This window comes from Herbiconiux sp. 320_LB (assembly GCF_059691755.1).
This window is the reverse complement of sequence record NZ_JCAWAD010000003.1, coordinates 163,526-181,310: the sequence shown is the minus strand read 5'-3', so window position 1 is coordinate 181,310 and position 17,785 is coordinate 163,526. Positions and strand designations below refer to the sequence as shown.

Genomic DNA, 17,785 nt, shown 5'->3' with positions numbered 1-17,785 from the left:
GGTCAGGCGCCGACTTTTCAGGCACCGAGCCGTCGGGCGCCGAACCGTCAGGCACCGAGGAGGGTCTCGCCGACGTAGCCGCCCTGCCGGGCTCCGGGGGGAACCGCGAAGATCCCCGAGCCGACGTGGCGGAGGTACTCGTTCATCGCGTCGTTCTTCGCCAGGTTCATCTGGATCGGGATGAACTGCGTGCGCGGGTCGCGCTGGTACGCGATGAAGAACAGCCCGGCGTTCAGGCGGCCCAGGTCGTCGTTGCCGTCGACGAAGTTGTAGCCGCGGCGCAGCAGCTGCGCGCCGGCGTTCTGGTCGGGGTGCGCGAGCCGCAGATGCGAGTCCTTCGCGATCAGCGGCGCACCCCCCTGACCGGTCGCGGCGAAGTCGGGGGCCGAGAACTCGGTGCCGCCGGAGTACGGCGCGCCCTCGCCCTTGGTGCGGCCGACGATGGCCTCCTGGTCGTGCAGCGAGGTGCGGTCCCAGGTCTCGATCGTCATCCGGATCTTGCGCGCGACCAGGTAGGAGCCGCCGGTCATCCAGTCGGCACCGTCCGAGCCCGAGGCCCAGACTTGGTCGGCCACCACGTCGCCCTGCTCGGCCTTGATGTTCGCCGTGCCGTCCTTGAAACCGAAGAGGTTGCGCGGGGTCGCCTGCGCCGTGGTGGTCGAGCTGGTGCGGCCGAAGCCGAGCTGCGACCAGCGGATCGAGGCGCGGCCGAAGGCGATCCGGGAGAGGTTGCGGATCGCGTGCACGGCGACCTGCGGGTCGTCGCTGCAGGCCTGGATGCACAGGTCGCCGCCGGTCAGCCCGTCGCTGAGCATGTCGGCCGGGAAGTGCGGGAGGTCCACCAGCGCGGGCGGCCGCGTGCCGGCGAGACCGAAGCGGTCGGTGCCGTCGGCCGCCGTGAACAGCGTCGGCCCGAAGCCGATCGTGATCGTGAGACCGGACGCCGGCAGGCCGAGCGCCTCCCCGGTGTCCTGCGGGGGCGCGGTGTACGGGCCGTTGACCGCCCCGAACTCGCCCACGGGGGAGCCGGCGGTCATCAGGGCGGCGGCGGCGCTCCAGTCCTGCAGGAGGCCGACCAGCTCGTCGCGGGTGATGTCGGCCAGGTCGTAGCTGGCGAAGTGCAGTCGGTCCTGGGCCGGTGTGATGATGCCGGACTGGTGGTCGCCGAAGAAGGGGTAGACGGCGCCGTTCTCCTGGGCCGACGCCGACGGCGGCAGCACGAACCGGTCGAGACCGATGCCGCCGGCCAGTCCCGCCCCGGCGCCGACGACACCGGCCCCGGCGAGCCCGAGCAGTCCCCGTCGGGAGATGCCCTTGGCCGGCCGGGCCGGTTCGTCGTTCGCCATGCTTCCCACTGTACGGGCGTGCTCCCCGTCAGCCGACGAGAGTGGCCGTGAGCTGGCTGAGAGGCTCGCTCAGGGCGCTCACGCCGTCGGCGAGCTGCTTGACCTGCTCGGTGCTGAGCTCGTTGTAGTAGGTGAAACCGTCCTCGAGCGAGCCGTACTGGGCGAGGGTCTTCTCGAGCGAGTCGAAGCGCTCGTCGATCGTCTTCACGAGCTCGGGATCCTTCGTCTCGACGATGTCGCGGACGCCCTCGTAGGCGACGCGGGCGCCCTCGAGGTTGGCCTGGAAGTCCCAGAGATCGGTGTGCGACCAGATCTCCTCCTCGCCGGTGATCTTGCCGCTGGCGACCTCTTCGAGCAGGCCGATGGCGCCGTTGGAGATCGCGTCGATCGTGACGGTGTAGTCGCTGGCGTTGACCGCCTCGTAGAGCGACTGCGTGTCGGCGACGAGCTTGTCGCCGTAGTAGCTGCGCTCCTCGGCGGTCAGCGGCACGTACTCGGCTCCGCCGTTGTCGGCGGCGGTCGGCGGGAACAAGTCCTTCTCGATGCGGTGCCAGCCGGTCCACTCGTCCTCGGCAGGGACGTCCGCCTCGCGGAAGTCGATGGCCGGGTCGAGGTCGCCGAACGACTCGGCGACGGGCTCGATCCGCTCGTAGTTGGCGCGGGTGGTGGCGTACAGCTCGGCGGCGGTCTTGCCGTCGGGCGAGGGGGTGTCGGACTCGAAGGCGTCGACGAAGGTCTTGGTGCCGGTGACGAGCTGACCCACCTGGTCCTTCACGTAGGCCACGTAGTTCACCGCCGCCTGGTCGACCTGCTCCTGCTGGTCGCCCGCGAGCTGCACCTTGTCGCCGCTCACCGTGAAGGCGGCGCGGCCGATGCCGTCACCGACCATGCCGGGCTTGCAGACCGTGAAGTAGTCGCCCGGCTGCGCCTGCACGACGAGATCACGGGAGATGCCGGGGCCGACGTTCTCGACCTCGCCGACGATCCGGAGACCGTCGTCGGCGAGCAGGTAGAACTCGGTGACCTGGTCGCCCGAGTTCGTGACCGAGAAGGTGAGCGTGCCGCTGGAGGCGCTGGTCGAGCTGACCGAGCAGTCGGTGGACGAGCTGTCGACCGTGATCGCGCCGGCCGCATCCGTCGACGCGGGGTTGTTCGGCACGCACCCGGCGAGGGTGAGCAGTGCGATCGCCGCGGTGGCGGTGACCAGGACCGGCTTCTTCAGGGTGAGGTTCATCTGTCTCCTAGCTGTGGGCGGTGCGGGCGGCGGCCGGTGCGGGGGAGACCGTCGCCGTCTTCGTGCGGCCCGCGGATCCCCGGCGCACCGCGCGGAGGAAGAGGGCCATGGTGGGGATGAAGTAGAGGAGCCAAACGGTCAGCTCGAGCCAGGTGGTGGCCGGCGAGAAGTTGACCGTGCCCTTCAGGAGCGTGCCGTACCAGCTGTCCGGCGGCACGATCGCGCTCACGTCGAAGGCGAGGTCGTTCAGGCCCGGCAGGATGCCGGCCTCCTGCAGGTCGTGCACGCCGTAGGAGAGCACCCCGGCGGCGACGAGGATGAGGAAGCCGCCCGACCAGGCGAAGAACTTCGCGAGGTTGATGCGCACGAGCCCGCGGTAGATCAGGTAGCCGAGCACGACGGCGGTGAGGATGCCGAGAGCGGCACCCAGCAGCGGGTACGTCGTCTCCCCGGTCGCCTGCACGGCGGCCCAGATGAACAGGGCGGTCTCGATGCCCTCCCGGCCGACGGCGAGGAACGCCACGAGGACCAGGCCCCAGCCGGCGCCGATCAGGGCCTTGTCGACGTCGGACTGCAGGGTGCCTTTCAGGTTCTGCGAGGTGCGCAGCATCCAGAACACCATCCAGGTCACGAAGCCGGTCGCGACGATCGAGAGGGAGCCGCCGATCGCCTCCTGCGCCTCGAAGCTCAGCCCGTAGGTGCCGAAGGTGAGCACGGCACCCAGCGACAGGGCGACCAGCACGGCGAGGCCGACGCCGATCCAGAGCCGGGTCAGCACGTCTTTGCGGTCGAGCTTGCGCACGTAGGCGACCAGGATGCCGACGACGAGCGCGGCCTCGAGGCCCTCGCGCAGACCGATCAGATAGTTGGCGAACACGGACACCTGTTCTTCGGGATGGGGGATGCAGTGCGCCGAGAGGTGTGGACTGCCTAACTTGGGTAAGCCTAGCCTTACCACTTCGGGAGCGTAGACAAATCTGTCCGGGCCGTCAACTCGACCTGGTCCCGTCACGGCCTCGCTCGTAGGCTGACAGCATGACTGACCCTGTGCCCGCTGCCGTGCCCGAGGCCGTGCCTGCTGCCGGACCGCTCACCGAGGAGCAGGTCGGGACGATCCGCGCCGGCTACACCTTCCAGGAGCCGACGCTGGAGATCGGCGCGCTGGTGAACGGCGAGCCGTTGACGGACGTGCAGGTCCGCATCCCGCTGGCGATGACGAACCGGCACGGGCTGGTGGCCGGCGCGACCGGGACCGGGAAGACCAGGACCTTGCAGATGCTCGCCGAGCAGCTCTCGGCGGCGGGTGTGCCGGTGTTCGCCGCCGACATGAAGGGCGACCTCTCGGGCGTCGCGACCCCCGGTGAGGCGAGCGAGAAGCTCCTGGCCCGCACGGCGGCGATCGGGCAGGACTGGTCGCCGCGCGCCTCGACCGTGGAGTACTTCAGTCTCGGCGGGCTGGACAAGGGCGTCCCGATCCGGGCGACCCTCTCGGGATTCGGCCCGCTGCTGCTCAGCAAGGTGCTGGGGCTCAACGCCACGCAGGAGTCGAGCCTCGGGCTCGTCTTCCACTACGCCGAACAGGCGGGGCTGCCGCTGCTCGACCTCGCCGACCTGCGCGCCGTGCTCACCTACCTCACGAGCGACGAGGGGAAGGTGGAGCTCAAGCAGTTCGGCGGGCTCTCCTCGCAGACCGTCGGCGTCATCCTGCGCGAGCTGATCGGCTTCGCCGCGGAGGGGGCCGAGGCCTTCTTCGGCGAGCCCGAGATCGACACCTCGGTCTTCCTCCGCACGGCCGCGGACGGCAGCGGCGTGATCAGCCTGCTCGAGCTGCCGCAGGTCGCCGACCGGCCGGCCCTGTTCTCGACCTTCCTGATGTGGCTGCTCGCGGATCTGTACAACGACCTCCCCGAGGTCGGCGACCTCGACAAGCCGAGGCTGGTGTTCTTCTTCGACGAGGCGCACCTGCTGTTCCGTGACGCGTCGAAGGAGTTCGTGCAGTCGATCGTGCAGACCGTGCGGCTGATCCGGTCGAAGGGCGTCGGGATCTTCTTCGTGACCCAGAGCCCGAAGGACGTGCCCGCCGACGTGCTCGGTCAGCTCGGCTCCCGTGTGCAGCACGCCCTGCGTGCCTTCACACCCGACGACGCCAAAGCGCTCAAGGCGACCGTCTCGACCTACCCGCGGTCGGCCTACGACCTCGACGAGGTCTTGCAGAACCTCGGCATCGGCGAGGCAGTCGTCACCGTGATGAACGAGAAGGGCGCGCCGACCCCGGTGGCCTGGACCCGGGTCAGGGCGCCCCAGGGCTCGATGGCGCCGACGCCCGACGCCGCGATCGACGCCGCGGTCGCGGCCTCACCCCTGCTGGCGCAGTACGGCACCCCGATCGATCGGGAGTCGGCCCGCGAGATCCTGGTCGCCAAGCTCAATGCCGCGACCGCTGCGGCGACGGCCGCGGACGAGGCCGCAGCGACGGCCGAGGCGGCCCGGGAGGCGGAGGCCGAGTACGCGAAGCAGGAGGCCGCGATGCGCGCCCAGGCCGAGAAGGAGGCCGCGCGCAGGTCGTCGCCCGATCGGCGGCAGACCCCGCGCCGCGCCCCGGAGAAGGCTCCTCCGTCGGCGCCGGACATCCTGGCCGACGTGCTGGGCTCCCGCACCACCCAGACGATCCTGCGCGGGGTCATCCAGGGGATGTTCGGAACCCGCCGACGCCGCTGACGGGCAGTCCGGGCGCACGGGTGCCGCTGGGGCGACACCCAGCGTTCTCGCCGTAGGCTGACGGGGTGACCGACGTTTCCCCTGCCGCCGCCGTGCCGGCCTCGCGGCTCACCCTCGTGGTGGGCCACGTCGTCGCGCTGCTGCTCGGCGTGCTGTTCGGCATCCTGGGCACGGTCGTGCACCAGGTGTCCTTCAGCGTGTTCGGCCTGTTCGATCTGCCGATCGGGCTCGTCATCGCCCTCCCCGCCCTCGCGGTGCTCCTGACCGGGCTGCGCCTGATCCACCCGACCCGGCTGCCGGCGTTCCTCGCCGCGGTCGGCGCCGTCGGCATGGTCACGGTCTTCGCACTGCCGAGCCCCGGCGGTTCGGTGCTCATCCCCGCGGGCGTGGCCGGGATGGTGTGGCTGGTGGGCTCGAGCCTCGTCGCCGTCGTCGTGATCGCGTGGCCGGGATCATCCCGGCCCAAGCCATAGACTTGTCCTCTGGGACATCGAAGGGACCTGAACCACTGTGACCTATGTCATCGCCCTCCCGTGCGTCGACGTCAAAGACCGCGCCTGCATCGACGAGTGCCCGGTCGACTGCATCTACGAGGGTGAGCGCTCGCTCTACATCCACCCCGACGAATGCGTCGACTGCGGCGCCTGCGAGCCGGTGTGCCCGGTCGAGGCGATCTACTACGAAGACGACCTGCCCGAGGAATGGGCCGACTACTACAAGGCCAACGTCGAGTTCTTCGACGAGATCGGCTCGCCCGGCGGCGCCGCCAAGGTCGGCGTGATCAAGTCCGACCACCCGCTGGTGGCCGCGCTGCCCCCGCAGGGCGACCACTGATCGGCGCCGCGGCGTGGCGCTAGGAGCCCTTCCCGACTACCCGTGGGATCAGATGGTGCCGTTCGCGCGACGCGCGGCCGAGCATCCCGATGGTCTGGTCGACCTCTCGATCGGGTCGCCCGTCGACCCGACGCCGCCCGTCATCCGCGAGGCGCTGGTCGCGGCGACGGATGCGCACGCGTACCCGCAGACGGCCGGTACGCCGGCCCTGCGCCGCGCCATCGTCGACTGGTTCGGCCGCCGACGCGGCGTGACGGGGCTGGACGAGGCCTCGGTGCTGCCTACGATCGGCTCGAAGGAGTTCGTGGCCTGGCTGCCCTTCATGCTGGGGCTCGGCGAGGGCGACGTGGTCGTGCATCCGGTCGCCGCCTACCCGACCTACGAGCTGGGCGCCCGGCTCGCCGGCGCCACGGCCTTCGCCTCCGACGACCCGGCCGAATGGCCCGCGGCGACCCGGCTGGTCTGGCTCAACAGCCCCGGCAACCCGGATGGCCGCGTTCTCGACGTGCCCGCCCTGCAGACGGCCGTCGCGCGAGCGCGCGAGCTGGGTGCCGTGATCGCCGGCGACGAATGCTACGCCGAGCTGGGCTGGGACGGCCGCTGGGCCGATGAGCCGGTGCCGAGCATCCTCGACGCCCGGGTGACCGGGGGTGACCTCACGGGAGTGCTCGCTGCCTACTCGCTGAGCAAGCAGTCGAACCTGGCCGGCTACCGCGCGGCCTTCACCGCCGGAGACCCCGCTCTGATCACGCGGCTGCTCACGGTGCGGAAGCACGCGGGCATGATGCCGCCGGCCCCGGTGCAGGCGGCCATGGTCGCGGCGCTGGGCCACGACGAGCACGTGGCCGCGCAGAAGGAGCTCTACCGCGCCCGCCGCGAGCTGCTGCGCCCGGCCCTGGAGGCCGCGGGGCTGCGGATCGACCGGAGCGAGGCGGGTCTGTATCTCTGGGCGACCGAGGGACGGGACGCCTGGGAGACCATCGCCGAGCTCGCCGACCTCGGCATCCTGGCCGGTCCCGGGCCGTTCTACGGCGAGGGCCACCCCCAGCACGTGCGGTTCTCGCTGACCGCCACCGACGAGCGCATCCGAGCCGCCTCGTCACGACTGCGCTCGCGCGGACATTAGGCTGTATCCGGGTCAACGCGGTCACGGTCTACAGATGCAGCCTGCGTCCCGCCACAGAAACCACTAGGCAGGAACACTCAAGGAGGCGCCGTGACGGACGTCGAACAGAAGGCCACACTGACCTACCCGGGAGGGACGGCGGAGTTCCCGATCCTGCGGAGCGTCGACGGAGCCTCGTCGGTCGACATCTCGACCTTCACGAAGCAGACCGGGTTCACGACCCTCGACTACGGCTTCGTCAACACCTCGGCGACCAAGTCGTCGATCACCTACATCGACGGCGACCAGGGCATCCTGCGCTACCGGGGCTACCCGATCGAGCAGGTCGCGACCCAGCTGACCTACCTCGAGGTCGCCTGGCTGCTGATCTACGGCGAGCTGCCGACTCCGTCCGAGCTCTCGGAGTTCGACGACAAGATCCGGCACCACACGCTGCTGCACGAAGACCTGAAGCGCTTCTTCGACGCGCTGCCGCACAACGCGCATCCGATGTCGGTGCTGTCGTCGGGCGTCTCGGCCCTGTCGACCTACTACCAGGACTCGATGAACCCCCACAACCCGGAGGACGTCGAGATCTCGACCATCCGGCTGCTGGCGAAGCTGCCGGTCATGGCGGCCTACGCGCACAAGAAGAGCCTCGGTCAGGCCTTCCTGTACCCGGACAACTCGCTCTCGTTCGTCGACAACTTCCTGCGGCTGAACTTCGGCAACCTGGCCGAGCCGTACGAGATCAACCCGGTGCTCTCCAAGGCGCTCGAGCGCCTGCTGATCCTGCACGAGGATCACGAGCAGAACGCCTCGACCTCGACCGTACGGCTCGTGGGGTCGACCGAGGCCAACATGTTCGCCTCGATCTCGGCCGGCATCAACGCGCTGTTCGGGCCGCTGCACGGTGGCGCGAACGAGGCCGTGCTCACGATGCTCGCGCAGATCCGCGACTCGGGCGAGGGTGTGGCGAAGTTCGTCGAGCGGGTGAAGAACAAGGAGGCGGGCATCCGTCTCATGGGCTTCGGCCACCGCGTCTATAAGAACTACGACCCGCGCGCGAAGCTGGTCAAGGAGAGCGCCGACGAGGTGCTCGAGGCCCTCGGTGTGCAGGACCCGCTGCTGGACATCGCGAAGGAGCTCGAGCAGGTCGCCCTCTCGGACGACTACTTCATCTCGCGCCGGCTCTACCCGAACGTCGACTTCTACACCGGCGTGATCTACAAGGCGATGGGCTTCCCGACGCGGATGTTCACCGTGCTGTTCGCGATCGGCCGGCTGCCCGGCTGGATCGCCCACTGGCGCGAGATGGCGACCGACCCGCAGACGAAGATCGGCCGCCCGCAGCAGCTGTACTTGGGTGCGCCCGCCCGCGACCTGCCCCAGCGCTAGGGTCGCGGCCCGGCACGCTCAGGCGCTCCAGACTGCCCCCGACCCGTCAGTTGTCGTCGCTTCGCCCTGCGAATGGCGACGACAACTGACGGGTCGCGGACAGTCGGTCAGGCGTGCAGGGCCGCGTTCAGGGTGATGCCGGAGCCCGAGCGGGCGACCGCCTCGACGGCGCCCGTCAGCGAGTTGCGGCGGAAGAGCAGGTTCGGCACACCGGAGAGCTCGACCGCCTTGACGATCCGGTTCTCGTCGTCGGCGCCGCTGCCGTCGATCAGAACGACCTTCGTACCGGCCGTGACGTAGAGGCCCGCCTCGACGACGGTGTCGTCGCCGATCGAGATGCCGATGCCGGCGTTGGCGCCGAGCAGGGCCCGGCGGCCGATCGACACCCGCTGCGTGCCGCCGCCCGAGAGCGTGCCCATGATCGAGGCGCCGCCGCCGATGTCCGAGCCGTCGCCGACGACCACGCCCTGCGAGATGCGGCCCTCGACCATCGAGGTGCCGATCGTGCCGGCGTTGAAGTTGACGAAGCCCTCGTGCATCACGGTGGTGCCCGGCGCCAGGTGCGCACCGAGGCGCACCCGGGAGGAGTCGGCGATCCGCACCTTCGGCGGGGTGACGTAGTCGAGCAGGCGCGGGAACTTGTCGATGCCGTAGGCCTGGATGCCCTCGCGCTGGAGCGTGGGCCGCAGCCGGTCGAAGTCGTCCGGATGCACGGGGCCCGCGTTCGTCCAGACCACGATCGGCAGGTGGCCGAAGATGCCCTCGAGGGAGATCGTGTTGGGCGCGACGAGGAGGTGCGACAGCAGGTGCAGCCGGAGATACGCGTCCGACGTGGACTGCGGGGGAGTAGCCAGCTCGATCTCGACCGTCGTGACCTCGACGGTGACCGCGCGGCGTGCATCCGGGATCGCGTGCGCGCGGAGGCCCTCGGTCGCCGCGCCCGACTCGGGCAGCCGCCCCAGGGCGGGCGACGGGAACCAGGTGTCGAGCACCGTGCCGTCGGAGGAGATCGTCGCGAGCCCGGCGCCCCAGGCGTGCGTGGGCGTGTTCAGTACTTCTTCAGCCATGACACAAGCGTATTGTGCGCCGAACCCTAAACTTGGGGAATGCCTCGTTTCGACCCCGCGCATCCGGTTCTCGATCTCAGCGTCTCGTCGACGGAGCTCACCCAGCAGCTCTGCGACATCGAGTCCGTGTCCGGGGACGAGACGCTGATCGCCGACGCGATCGTCGCCGCCCTCGCCGGGAGCTCGCACCTGGAGATCATCCGCGACGGCGACACGATCGTGGCGCGCACGCACCTCGGCCGGGCCGAGCGGGTCGTGATCGCGGGGCACATCGACACCGTGCCGCTGAACGACAACCTGCCGACCCGGTACGAGCAGATCGACGGGGCCGAGTACCTCTGGGGCCGCGGCACGGTCGACATGAAGGCCGGCGTGGCCGTGCAGCTGAAGCTCGCCGCCGAGCTGGTCGAGCCCGCGGTCGACATCACCTGGATGTGGTACGACCACGAAGAGGTCTCGAACGAGCTCAACGGGCTGACCCGGCTCGCCCGCAACCGCCCCGACCTGTTCGCGGGCGACTTCGCGATCCTGGGCGAGCCGAGCAACAGCCGGATCGAGGGCGGCTGCAACGGCAACCTGCGCGCCGAGATCCGCGCCTACGGGCTGCGCTCGCACTCGGCACGCAGCTGGGTCGGCGACAACGCCATCCACAAGGCCGCCCCCATCCTCGACACGCTCGCGGCCTACCAGGCCCGAGAGGTCGAGGTCGACGGGCTCGTCTACCGCGAGGGCCTGAACGCCGTGGGCGTGACCGGCGGCATCGCGGGCAACGTGATCCCGGACGAGGTCATGGTGCACGTCAACTACCGCTTTGCGCCCAGCCGGTCGGGCGAGGAGGCGGTCGCGCACATCCACGAGCTGTTCCCGGACTACGACGTCACGATCGTCGACCTGGCCGAGGGCGCCCGCCCCGGGCTCGACGCCCCGCTGGCCCAGCGCTTCCAGGCCGCGGTCGGCGGCGTCGCGCTACCGAAGTACGGCTGGACCGACGTCGCCCGGTTCTCGGCGATGGGGGTGCCGGCCGTCAACTACGGGCCCGGCGACCCACTGAAGGCGCACGCCGACGACGAGCGGGTGCTGGTCAGCCAGATCGGCGAGTGCGAGGCGGGCCTGCGGGCGTGGCTGACCGGCGCAGAGCTCCCGGCCGGCGGCGCACTCCCTGACGGCGCACTCCCTGACGGCGCACTCCCCGACGGCGTCTGAGGGGTGACGCGCGAGGCGGAGGCGCTGCCGGTGGCCCCGGCCGCGCCGACGACCCGACTGGGGATGCTGCCGTGGTGGCTCAGCGTCATCGTGGTCTTCGCGCTCTCCCGGGTCGTCACGACCGTGATCGTGCTGCTGTTCTCGCGCGCGCAGGGGCCGAACCCGTGGACGGGCGCGAATCCGCCGTACCTCAGCTACGCCGCGATCTGGGACGGCAACTGGTACAAGATCATCTCGTTCTACGGCTATCCCTCGACGCTGCCGCTGACCGCCGACGGGCACGTCGGCGAGAGCGCCTGGGCGTTCATGCCGGGCTTCCCCTTCCTCGTGGGGGCGTTGCGGTGGGCGACGGGGCTGCGCTGGGAACTGGTCGCCGTGGTCGTCTCGCTGGCTTGCGCCCTCGGCGCGGCCCTGGTGTTCTACAAGCTGATGGACCATGTGCTGAAGAACCGCGGCACGGCCCTGTTCAGCGTCGTGCTGTTCTGTGTGGCTCCGCTCTCGCCCCTGTTCCAGTTCGCCTACGCGGAGTCGATGGGGCTGCTCCTGCTCGTCGCCGCCCTCTACCTGGTGGTGACCCGGCGCTACCTCTGGGCCTTCCCGGTGGTGGCCGTGATGGCGCTGACCCGTCCGTCCGGGCTCGCCTTCGCGCTGTTCCTGGCCTTCCACGTCGTGTACCGGTACCTGACCCGCGCCCGCGACCCCTATCCCGTCCGCGAGCGGATCGAATCCGTGCTCCTGGGCCTGTTCACCGCCGCCATGGGTTTCGCCTGGCCGGTGATCGCCTGGATCGCGACCGGGTCGCCGACCGCCTACACCGACACCGAGCTCGCCTGGCGCTCCTCGTACATCGGCTGGGGCGAGCTGGTGCCGTTCACCGCCTGGTTCCAGGGCGGCACCTGGTGGCTCGGCCAGCCGTGGGGCGTGATCGCCGTGGTGCTCCTCATCGTCGGATTCGCGGCGTTCCTGTTCATCCGCCCGGTCAAGCGTCTCGGGCCCGACCTGCGGTTCTGGCTCGCGAGCTACGCGATCTATCTGCTCGCCGTGTTCTTCCCGCAGTCCAGCACGTTCCGTCTGCTGATGCCCCTGTTCCCCGCCCTCGGCGCCCTGGCGGTGCCGCGTTCACGGATCTACCGGGTCGGGCTCGTCGTCGTCGGCATCGCCGGGCAGGTCGGCTGGATGGCGATCGCCTGGGGAGTGGACGGACGCGACTGGACGCCCCCGTGATCGGGGCCCCGGTTTCACCGGGCCATCCGCATCGGGGATAATGGAGATCACACCACGAAAGGGGAGCCGAATGGCCGCCATGAAACCCAGGACCGGAGACGGACCGATGGAGGCAGTGAAAGAAGGACGCCTCATCATCGTGCGAGTACCGCTGGAGGGCGGGGGGCGCCTCGTCGTCTCCGTCAATGACGCGGAGGCGAAAGAGCTTCACGACGCCCTCGCCGGAGTGGTCAGCCCCGCCTAGTCTGCGGAGCGACCTGTCCGGTACGGACGGAGCAGCGGCCCCCACGGAGTCATCCGGTGGGGGCCGCTGGTCTGTCGTGTCGGCGGTCTCGGCGAGCCGGCTTTCTCGGCATGACGGCTGTGCCGGCGGACGCTCAGAGCGCGAGCTTGGTGACCTGGAGCAGTCCGTCGCCGGCGGGGGAGAGCGCGACGAGCACCGCGTCCGACGCCGAGAACTCGTTCGCGAGGGTGCGGAAGTCGCCGATCGTGTCTCCGCGCTGGGCGGGGTCGGCGACCTTGTCCTTCCAGAGCGCGTGCGGCACCAGCACGGTTCCGCCGCGGCGCACGAGCCGGAGGGCGTGTTCGACGTACTCGATCACGGACTCCGGGTCGGCGTCGACGAGCACGAGGTCGTAGGAGTTCTCGTTCAGCCGCGGCAGCACCTCGGCGGCGCGGCCGGTGATCAGACGGATGCGGTTGGCCGGCACCTTCGCGTCCAGCAGCGCCGCGCGGGCGATCTGCTGGTGCTCGAGCTCGGTGTCGATGGAGGTGATCGTCGCCTCGGGTGCGCCCTTCAGCATCCAGAGCGCGGAGATGCCGAGCCCGGTGCCGATCTCGACGATCGACCGGGCGTTCGTGGCGGCGGCGATCACCGCGAGCTGGCTGCCGAGCGCCGGCGAGATCGATTCGACGCCGACCTCGGCCGCGTGGGCGCGGGCCGCGACGATCTGCGGCGACTCGACGACGATGTCGTCGGCGTACTTCCAACTGGACTCTTTGCTTGACACGTGGGCCTCCTCTGACAGCTTAGGGAGGGCCGACGCCCAGGCTCGTCTGCCACGCGGCGGTATGATTTCAGGATGTTCGGGTTGACCTTCGAGAAGCTGCTGCTGATCGGGGTGATCGCGGTCTTCGTGCTCGGACCGGAGCGTCTGCCCGGCTACGCGGCGAAGCTCGCCCAGCTCGTGCGGACCGTGCGGGACATGGCCAACGGCGCCAAAGACCGGATGCGCGACGAGATGGGCCCGGAGTTCGACGAGGTCGACTGGAAGAAGCTCGACCCGCGGCAGTACGACCCACGACGGATCATCCGCGAGGCGCTGCTGGACGACGGGGACACCTCGGACGCCGGTGCCGGCTCCGGGAGCGCGGCGGTGCGGCCTGTGAGCCGCACGCGACCGGCGGCCGGTGTGGCGGCAGCGGGTGTCGGTGCGGCAGGCGTCGGCACGGCGGGTACCGGCGCCGCGACGGTCAAGCCGCAATCGGCGGGAGGACCGGAGGTAAGCGTCCCCGCGGGTGCGGTTGTCGGCGTGGTGCCCGAAGAAACCCCGGTACCCTCTCCCGCGACGGTGTACGACTCCGAAGCGACCTAGGAGAGCGACTCAGTGCGGGGGCGTCGTCCCGTACCCGCAGGTGTCGGCGATGAAGTCGTAGAGCGCGAGTCTGAGGGTGTCGCTCGAGGCCACCGAGATGGTGCCCGACGTGCCGTCGCCGAGCTCCACCTCGACCGGCAGGAAGGTGCCGCGCTTGTCCTCCGCGACCGCGTGCGGGTCGCAGCGCGCGGGGACCGCCTCGATCGTGACGACCTGCGGGGCGCCACCGCTCTCGACCCGGGTGTCCAGCGCCCAGACCCCGCCGGCCGCGGGCTGGAGCAGGATGGTCGGGCGGGCCTGCACGAGACGCACCGAGCCCGATCCGGCGGAGGGGTCGACGACGAGTCGCAGGCGGGCCACCGCCCCGGGCCCCGAGCCGGAGATCTCCAGCTGGTCGTCGAGCCGCACCGCCGCGACCGCCGCGACCGCCTCGTCGAGGCAGTCCTCCCGCGCGATCCGCGGCAGGACCGCGAAGGGGTCGGCCGGCACGGCGCTGACCTCGCGGGCGTTTCCGGATGCGGCGGTGACGGTGACCACGAGCGTCGCCTGCGCGCCGGGGGACTCCGGCGCCGGGCACACCGCCTCCGGCAGCGCCACCGGGAGCTGGCGCGTGAGGCCGGCCGGCACCTCGGTGGGCCGCGACCAGGAGACCTCGCTCGCGAACTGCGGTGATGAGAAGCGGGCCGAGGTCACGGTCAGTGGCTCCGCCCCCTCGTTGGTGACGGAGAGCTGGAGGACGCGCTTGCCGTAGTCCGGCCGGTTCTGCAGGATCGCCAGGCCGAGACCGTCGACCACGACCACCGGCGCGGCGGTGGGGGGAGGGGACGCGGATGCGGTGCCGGCTCCTGTGCCGGATGCGATGCCGGGGGAGGCGGTCGGCGAGGTGTCCGCGCTGCCCGGCCCCGTGCATCCGGAGACCGCGGCCAGGAGCACGGCCGACGCGAGCGACGCAGCCAGGAGCGTCGGAACCCGACGGCCCGCGACCCCGGCGCGGCGGCTCATACCGGAGCCAGGCCCAGCTTCAGGCCCGCCAGCCCCCGACCGCGGGTGGCCAGACGTTCGGCGACCGACTCGATCGCGATCGCCGCGGGGTCGGCGGGGTCGGCGAGCACCACCGGCATCCCGACGTCGCCGCCGGAGCGCAGGGCGGGGCTGAGGGGCACGGAGGCGAGGAGCGGGACGTCGCCGCGGCCGGCCTCCTGCTGGCGCGCCGAGAGGCGACGGGCGACCTCGTCGCCGCCGCCGGAGCCGAAGAGCTCGATGACCGATCCGTCGGGTGCGGTGAAGCCGGCCATGTTCTCGATCACCCCGTAGACGTGCTGGCCGGTCTGCATCGCGACCAGGCCCGACCGCTCGGCGACGTCGGCGGCGGCGGCCTGGGGCGTGGTGAGCACGACGACCTCGGCGTTCGGCAGCAGCTGGCCGATCGAGATGGCGACGTCTCCGGTGCCGGGCGGCAGATCCAGCAGCAGCACGTCGAGGTCGCCGAACCAGACGTCGGTGAGGAACTGGGTGATCGTGCGGTGCAGCATCGGCCCCCGCCAGGCCACCGCACCGCCGGTGGAGGAGGCCTGCTCGGGGTCGATGAACATGCCGATCGAGATGACCTTCACGCCGTACGCGACCGGCGGGAGGATCATGTCGTCGACCCGCGTCGGCCGTGCGGCCACGCCGTCGGCGTCGACCAGACCCAGGATGCCCGGGATCGAGAAGCCGTGCACGTCGGCGTCGACGAGCCCCACCGAGAGCCCCCGGCGGGCGAGGGCCACCGCGAGGTTGGCGGTGAGGGTCGACTTGCCGACCCCGCCCTTGCCGCTCGTGATGGCGTAGACGCGGGTGAGGGTGCCGGGCCCGAAGGGCATCGTGCGCGCGCCCGGCCCGCGGAGCCGCTCGGTGAGCGCCGCCCGCTCGGACTTGGACATCACCGAGACGTCGACCTCGACCGCGGTGACGCCCGCGACGGAGGAGGCGGCCTCCCGCACGTCGCGCTCGATGGTCGCGGCCGCCGGGCAGCCGACGATCGTGAGCTTGAGCGCGATCGCGGCGGTGCCGGCCGCCGAGACGTCGACGCCGCCGATCATGTCGAGTTCGGTGACGGGTCGGCGGATCTCGGGGTCGATCACACGGCCGAGGGCCGCCCGCACGGCCTCGGCCAGCGGCGGGGCGGCGGCGGGGGAACCCTCCGTCACCGCTCGGCCTTCTCCCCGGCGTCGGGCTTCTCGCGGTCGAGTTCGTCGAGCAGCGCGCGCAGCTCGGCGCGGATGAACTCCTTGCTCGCCATGTCCTGCAGCGCCAGCCGCAACGCCACGACCTCGCGGGCCAGGTACTCGGTGTCGTTCAGGTTGCGCTCGCTGCGCTGCCGGTCCTGCTCGAACTGCACGCGGTCGCGGTCGTCCTGCCGGTTCTGGGCCAGGAGGATCAGCGGGGCGGCGTACGAGGCCTGCAGCGACAGGATGAGGGTTAGCGCCGTGAACCCGATCGCGGCCGAGTCGAAGCGCCACTCCTGCGGCGCGACCGTGTTGAAGCCGATCCACATCAGGCAGAACAGCGTGAGGCCGAACAGGAACCACGGGGTGCCCATCGCGCGAGCGATCGCCTCCGTGAAGCGGCCGAAGCGGTCGCGGCTGGCGACCGGGGCGCGGCGTGAGAGCACGCCGGAGCGGCCCTTCGGAGCAGCGAGGCTCTCGGTGCTCGGGTTACGACGTGCCATGTCCTGTCCTCCTTCCGCGGGTGTTCAGTCGGGTGCTGAGCGCGGGTGTTCGCACACCCGCGCGGTTCGGCACGCGTTCTCGTACCTCGTCGGAACTGTCGTTGCTGCGCCAGTCGTCGGGCAGCAGATAGTCGAGGACGTCGTCAATGGTCACCACCCCGACCAGTCGATGGTTGTCGTCGACGACCGGGACGGAGACGAGGTTGTAGCTGGCGAGGATGCGGGAGACCTCCGCCGCGGAGGTGTCGGCGGTCACCGGCTCGAGACCCTGGTCTAGCAGGGTGCCGAGGCGCTCGTTCGGCGGGTAGCGGAGCATCCGCTGGAAGTGCACCATGCCGAGGAAGCGGCCGGTCGGCGGCTCGTACGGGGGCAGGGTGACGCAGATCGCCGCGCCGAGCGCCGGGGCCAGCTCGTGCCGGCGGATGAGCGCGAGGCCCTCCGCGACCGTCGCGTCGGCGCTGACGATGATGGGCTCGGTCGTCATGAGCCCGCCCGCCGTGTCAGGCGCATAGGCCAGGAGCATGCGGACGTCGTCGGCCTCCTCCGGCTGCATCAGCTCGAGGAGGTGCTCGCCGCGCTCCTCGGAGAGCTGCGCGATCAGGTCGGCGGCGTCGTCGGGCTGCATCTGGTCGAGCACGTCGGCGGCGCGGTCGTCGTCGAGCTGGGCGAGGATCTCGACCTGCTCGCTCTCCGGCATCTCTTCCAGCACGTCGGCGAGGCGGTCGTCGGGGAGCTCCTCGGCCACCTCGAGCATGCGCGCCTGCGGCAGGTCGAGCAGGGTGCTGGCGAGGTCGGCGGGCTTCAGGTCGCTGTAGGTGGCGATGAGCTGCTCGGCCGACTGGGCCTGGCCCGCGGCGGCCTTCTCGCGGACGTCGCCCCAGTCGGCGAAGACGGTGGCGCCCTTGGCGAAGGGGGAGGGGCTGCTGCGGGGGCGGCGCACGAACAGCTGCGACACGGCCCACTCGCCGGGACCGTGCTCCTCGATCGACACGTCCTCGATCGTGGCCTGGCCCGAGCCGTCGGCGAAGACGACCGTGCGGCCGAGCAGTTCGGCGATGACGCGGACCTCGCCGCCGCGCTGCTCGAAACGGCGCACGTTGATCAGCCCGGTCGTGATGATCTGACCACTGGAGATGCTGGTGACCCGCCCGATCGAGACGAAGACACGACGGCGACCCGGGATCTCGACGATCAGGCCGACCACGCGGGGCGGATCGTCCTTCCGGTACACCACGAGCACGTCCCTGACCTTGCCGAGCCGGTCGCCGGCGGGGTCGAAGACGGTGCACCCCGCCAATCGGGCGACGAAGACTCTGGTGGCACTCACGACTACTAACTTAGACCTTCGACC

The 17,785-nt window shown here is 70.9% G+C and carries 17 protein-coding genes and 1 pseudogene; 9 read left to right on the top strand and 9 right to left on the bottom strand.

Going from position 1 to position 17,785, the window contains the following annotated elements:
* Positions 1–47: 47 nt before the first annotated feature.
* Genes efeB through efeU form a run of 3 tightly spaced genes read right to left on the bottom strand, consistent with a single transcriptional unit; the run spans position 48 to position 3,457 of the window.
* Positions 48–1,346 (bottom strand): iron uptake transporter deferrochelatase/peroxidase subunit, encoded by a 1,299-nt coding sequence (gene efeB / locus AC59HU_RS08800; RefSeq protein WP_497223007.1) that lies wholly within the window; start codon positions 1,344–1,346, stop codon positions 48–50.
* Between the two features lie 28 nt (positions 1,347–1,374).
* On the bottom strand, positions 1,375–2,580 hold the full coding sequence (gene efeO, locus AC59HU_RS08795) for an iron uptake system protein EfeO (RefSeq protein WP_497223006.1): 1,206 nt from the start codon (positions 2,578–2,580) through the stop codon (positions 1,375–1,377).
* A gap of 7 nt (positions 2,581–2,587) precedes the next feature.
* Positions 2,588–3,457, bottom strand: a complete 870-nt coding sequence (efeU, locus tag AC59HU_RS08790) for an iron uptake transporter permease EfeU (protein WP_497223005.1) — start codon at positions 3,455–3,457, stop codon at positions 2,588–2,590.
* A gap of 158 nt (positions 3,458–3,615) precedes the next feature.
* Here efeU and AC59HU_RS08785 point away from each other — a divergent pair, with 158 nt between their 5' ends.
* The 5 genes from AC59HU_RS08785 (at position 3,616) to AC59HU_RS08765 (ending at position 8,635) form a co-directional block, all read left to right on the top strand.
* The gene (locus AC59HU_RS08785) at positions 3,616–5,298 is read left to right on the top strand and encodes a helicase HerA-like domain-containing protein (protein ID WP_497223004.1); all 1,683 of its coding nucleotides are present in this window, start codon (positions 3,616–3,618) and stop codon (positions 5,296–5,298) included.
* A 65-nt stretch (positions 5,299–5,363) separates the two neighbouring features.
* Positions 5,364–5,771 carry a hypothetical protein gene (locus tag AC59HU_RS08780; protein ID WP_497223003.1) on the top strand — a complete coding sequence of 136 codons (408 nt, stop codon included), beginning with the start codon at positions 5,364–5,366 and terminating at the stop codon, positions 5,769–5,771.
* Between the two features lie 37 nt (positions 5,772–5,808).
* On the top strand, positions 5,809–6,132 hold the full coding sequence (gene fdxA / locus AC59HU_RS08775) for a ferredoxin (protein ID WP_066040378.1): 324 nt from the start codon (positions 5,809–5,811) through the stop codon (positions 6,130–6,132).
* 13 nt (positions 6,133–6,145) lie between these two features.
* Entirely contained in the window at positions 6,146–7,258 is a 1,113-nt protein-coding gene (dapC, locus tag AC59HU_RS08770; protein ID WP_497223002.1) for a succinyldiaminopimelate transaminase, read from the top strand.
* A 90-nt stretch (positions 7,259–7,348) separates the two neighbouring features.
* The gene (locus AC59HU_RS08765) at positions 7,349–8,635 is read left to right on the top strand and encodes a citrate synthase (RefSeq protein WP_497223001.1); all 1,287 of its coding nucleotides are present in this window, start codon (positions 7,349–7,351) and stop codon (positions 8,633–8,635) included.
* A gap of 107 nt (positions 8,636–8,742) precedes the next feature.
* Here the strand turns inward: AC59HU_RS08765 and dapD are convergent, their stop codons facing one another.
* Complete coding sequence (gene dapD, locus AC59HU_RS08760; protein WP_497223000.1) at positions 8,743–9,702, bottom strand: 2,3,4,5-tetrahydropyridine-2,6-dicarboxylate N-succinyltransferase; 960 nt, start codon at positions 9,700–9,702, stop codon at positions 8,743–8,745.
* A gap of 39 nt (positions 9,703–9,741) precedes the next feature.
* Between dapD and dapE the strand changes: the two genes are divergently transcribed.
* The 3 genes from dapE to AC59HU_RS08745 all read left to right on the top strand — a co-directional run bounded on the left by dapE (position 9,742) and on the right by AC59HU_RS08745 (position 12,373).
* Positions 9,742–10,905 carry a succinyl-diaminopimelate desuccinylase gene (gene dapE / locus AC59HU_RS08755; protein WP_497222999.1) on the top strand — a complete coding sequence of 388 codons (1,164 nt, stop codon included), beginning with the start codon at positions 9,742–9,744 and terminating at the stop codon, positions 10,903–10,905.
* A gap of 3 nt (positions 10,906–10,908) precedes the next feature.
* On the top strand, positions 10,909–12,129 hold the full coding sequence (locus AC59HU_RS08750; protein WP_497222998.1) for a mannosyltransferase family protein: 1,221 nt from the start codon (positions 10,909–10,911) through the stop codon (positions 12,127–12,129).
* A 70-nt stretch (positions 12,130–12,199) separates the two neighbouring features.
* On the top strand, positions 12,200–12,373 hold the full coding sequence (locus AC59HU_RS08745; protein WP_084361480.1) for a DUF3117 domain-containing protein: 174 nt from the start codon (positions 12,200–12,202) through the stop codon (positions 12,371–12,373).
* A gap of 133 nt (positions 12,374–12,506) precedes the next feature.
* Here AC59HU_RS08745 and AC59HU_RS08740 read toward each other — a convergent pair whose 3' ends face one another.
* Complete coding sequence (locus AC59HU_RS08740) at positions 12,507–13,139, bottom strand: O-methyltransferase (protein WP_497222997.1); 633 nt, start codon at positions 13,137–13,139, stop codon at positions 12,507–12,509.
* Positions 13,140–13,211: 72 nt separating this feature from the next.
* On the opposite strand from AC59HU_RS08740, the pseudogene AC59HU_RS08735 reads away from it, so the two are divergent.
* Positions 13,212–13,463 (top strand): annotated as a pseudogene (locus AC59HU_RS08735) (twin-arginine translocase TatA/TatE family subunit); the annotation flags it as partial.
* Positions 13,464–13,733: 270 nt separating this feature from the next.
* Here AC59HU_RS08735 and AC59HU_RS08730 read toward each other — a convergent pair.
* From AC59HU_RS08730 to AC59HU_RS08715, 4 genes are read right to left on the bottom strand one after another with little or no spacing between them, the layout of a single operon-like run.
* Positions 13,734–14,726: a hypothetical protein gene (locus AC59HU_RS08730; protein WP_497222996.1), complete on the bottom strand. Its 993-nt coding sequence runs from the start codon at positions 14,724–14,726 to the stop codon at positions 13,734–13,736.
* Positions 14,723–15,913, bottom strand: coding sequence for a P-loop NTPase (locus AC59HU_RS08725; RefSeq protein WP_497222995.1), 1,191 nt, complete (start codon positions 15,911–15,913; stop codon positions 14,723–14,725). Before AC59HU_RS08725 ends, AC59HU_RS08730 begins: the two co-directional genes overlap by 4 nt.
* Positions 15,910–16,434 carry a DUF1003 domain-containing protein gene (locus AC59HU_RS08720; protein WP_497222994.1) on the bottom strand — a complete coding sequence of 175 codons (525 nt, stop codon included), beginning with the start codon at positions 16,432–16,434 and terminating at the stop codon, positions 15,910–15,912. The genes AC59HU_RS08725 and AC59HU_RS08720 overlap by 4 nt, the downstream gene beginning before the upstream one ends.
* Positions 16,421–17,761 (bottom strand): magnesium transporter MgtE N-terminal domain-containing protein, encoded by a 1,341-nt coding sequence (locus tag AC59HU_RS08715; protein WP_497222993.1) that lies wholly within the window; start codon positions 17,759–17,761, stop codon positions 16,421–16,423. Before AC59HU_RS08715 ends, AC59HU_RS08720 begins: the two co-directional genes overlap by 14 nt.
* Positions 17,762–17,785 lie beyond the last annotated feature (24 nt).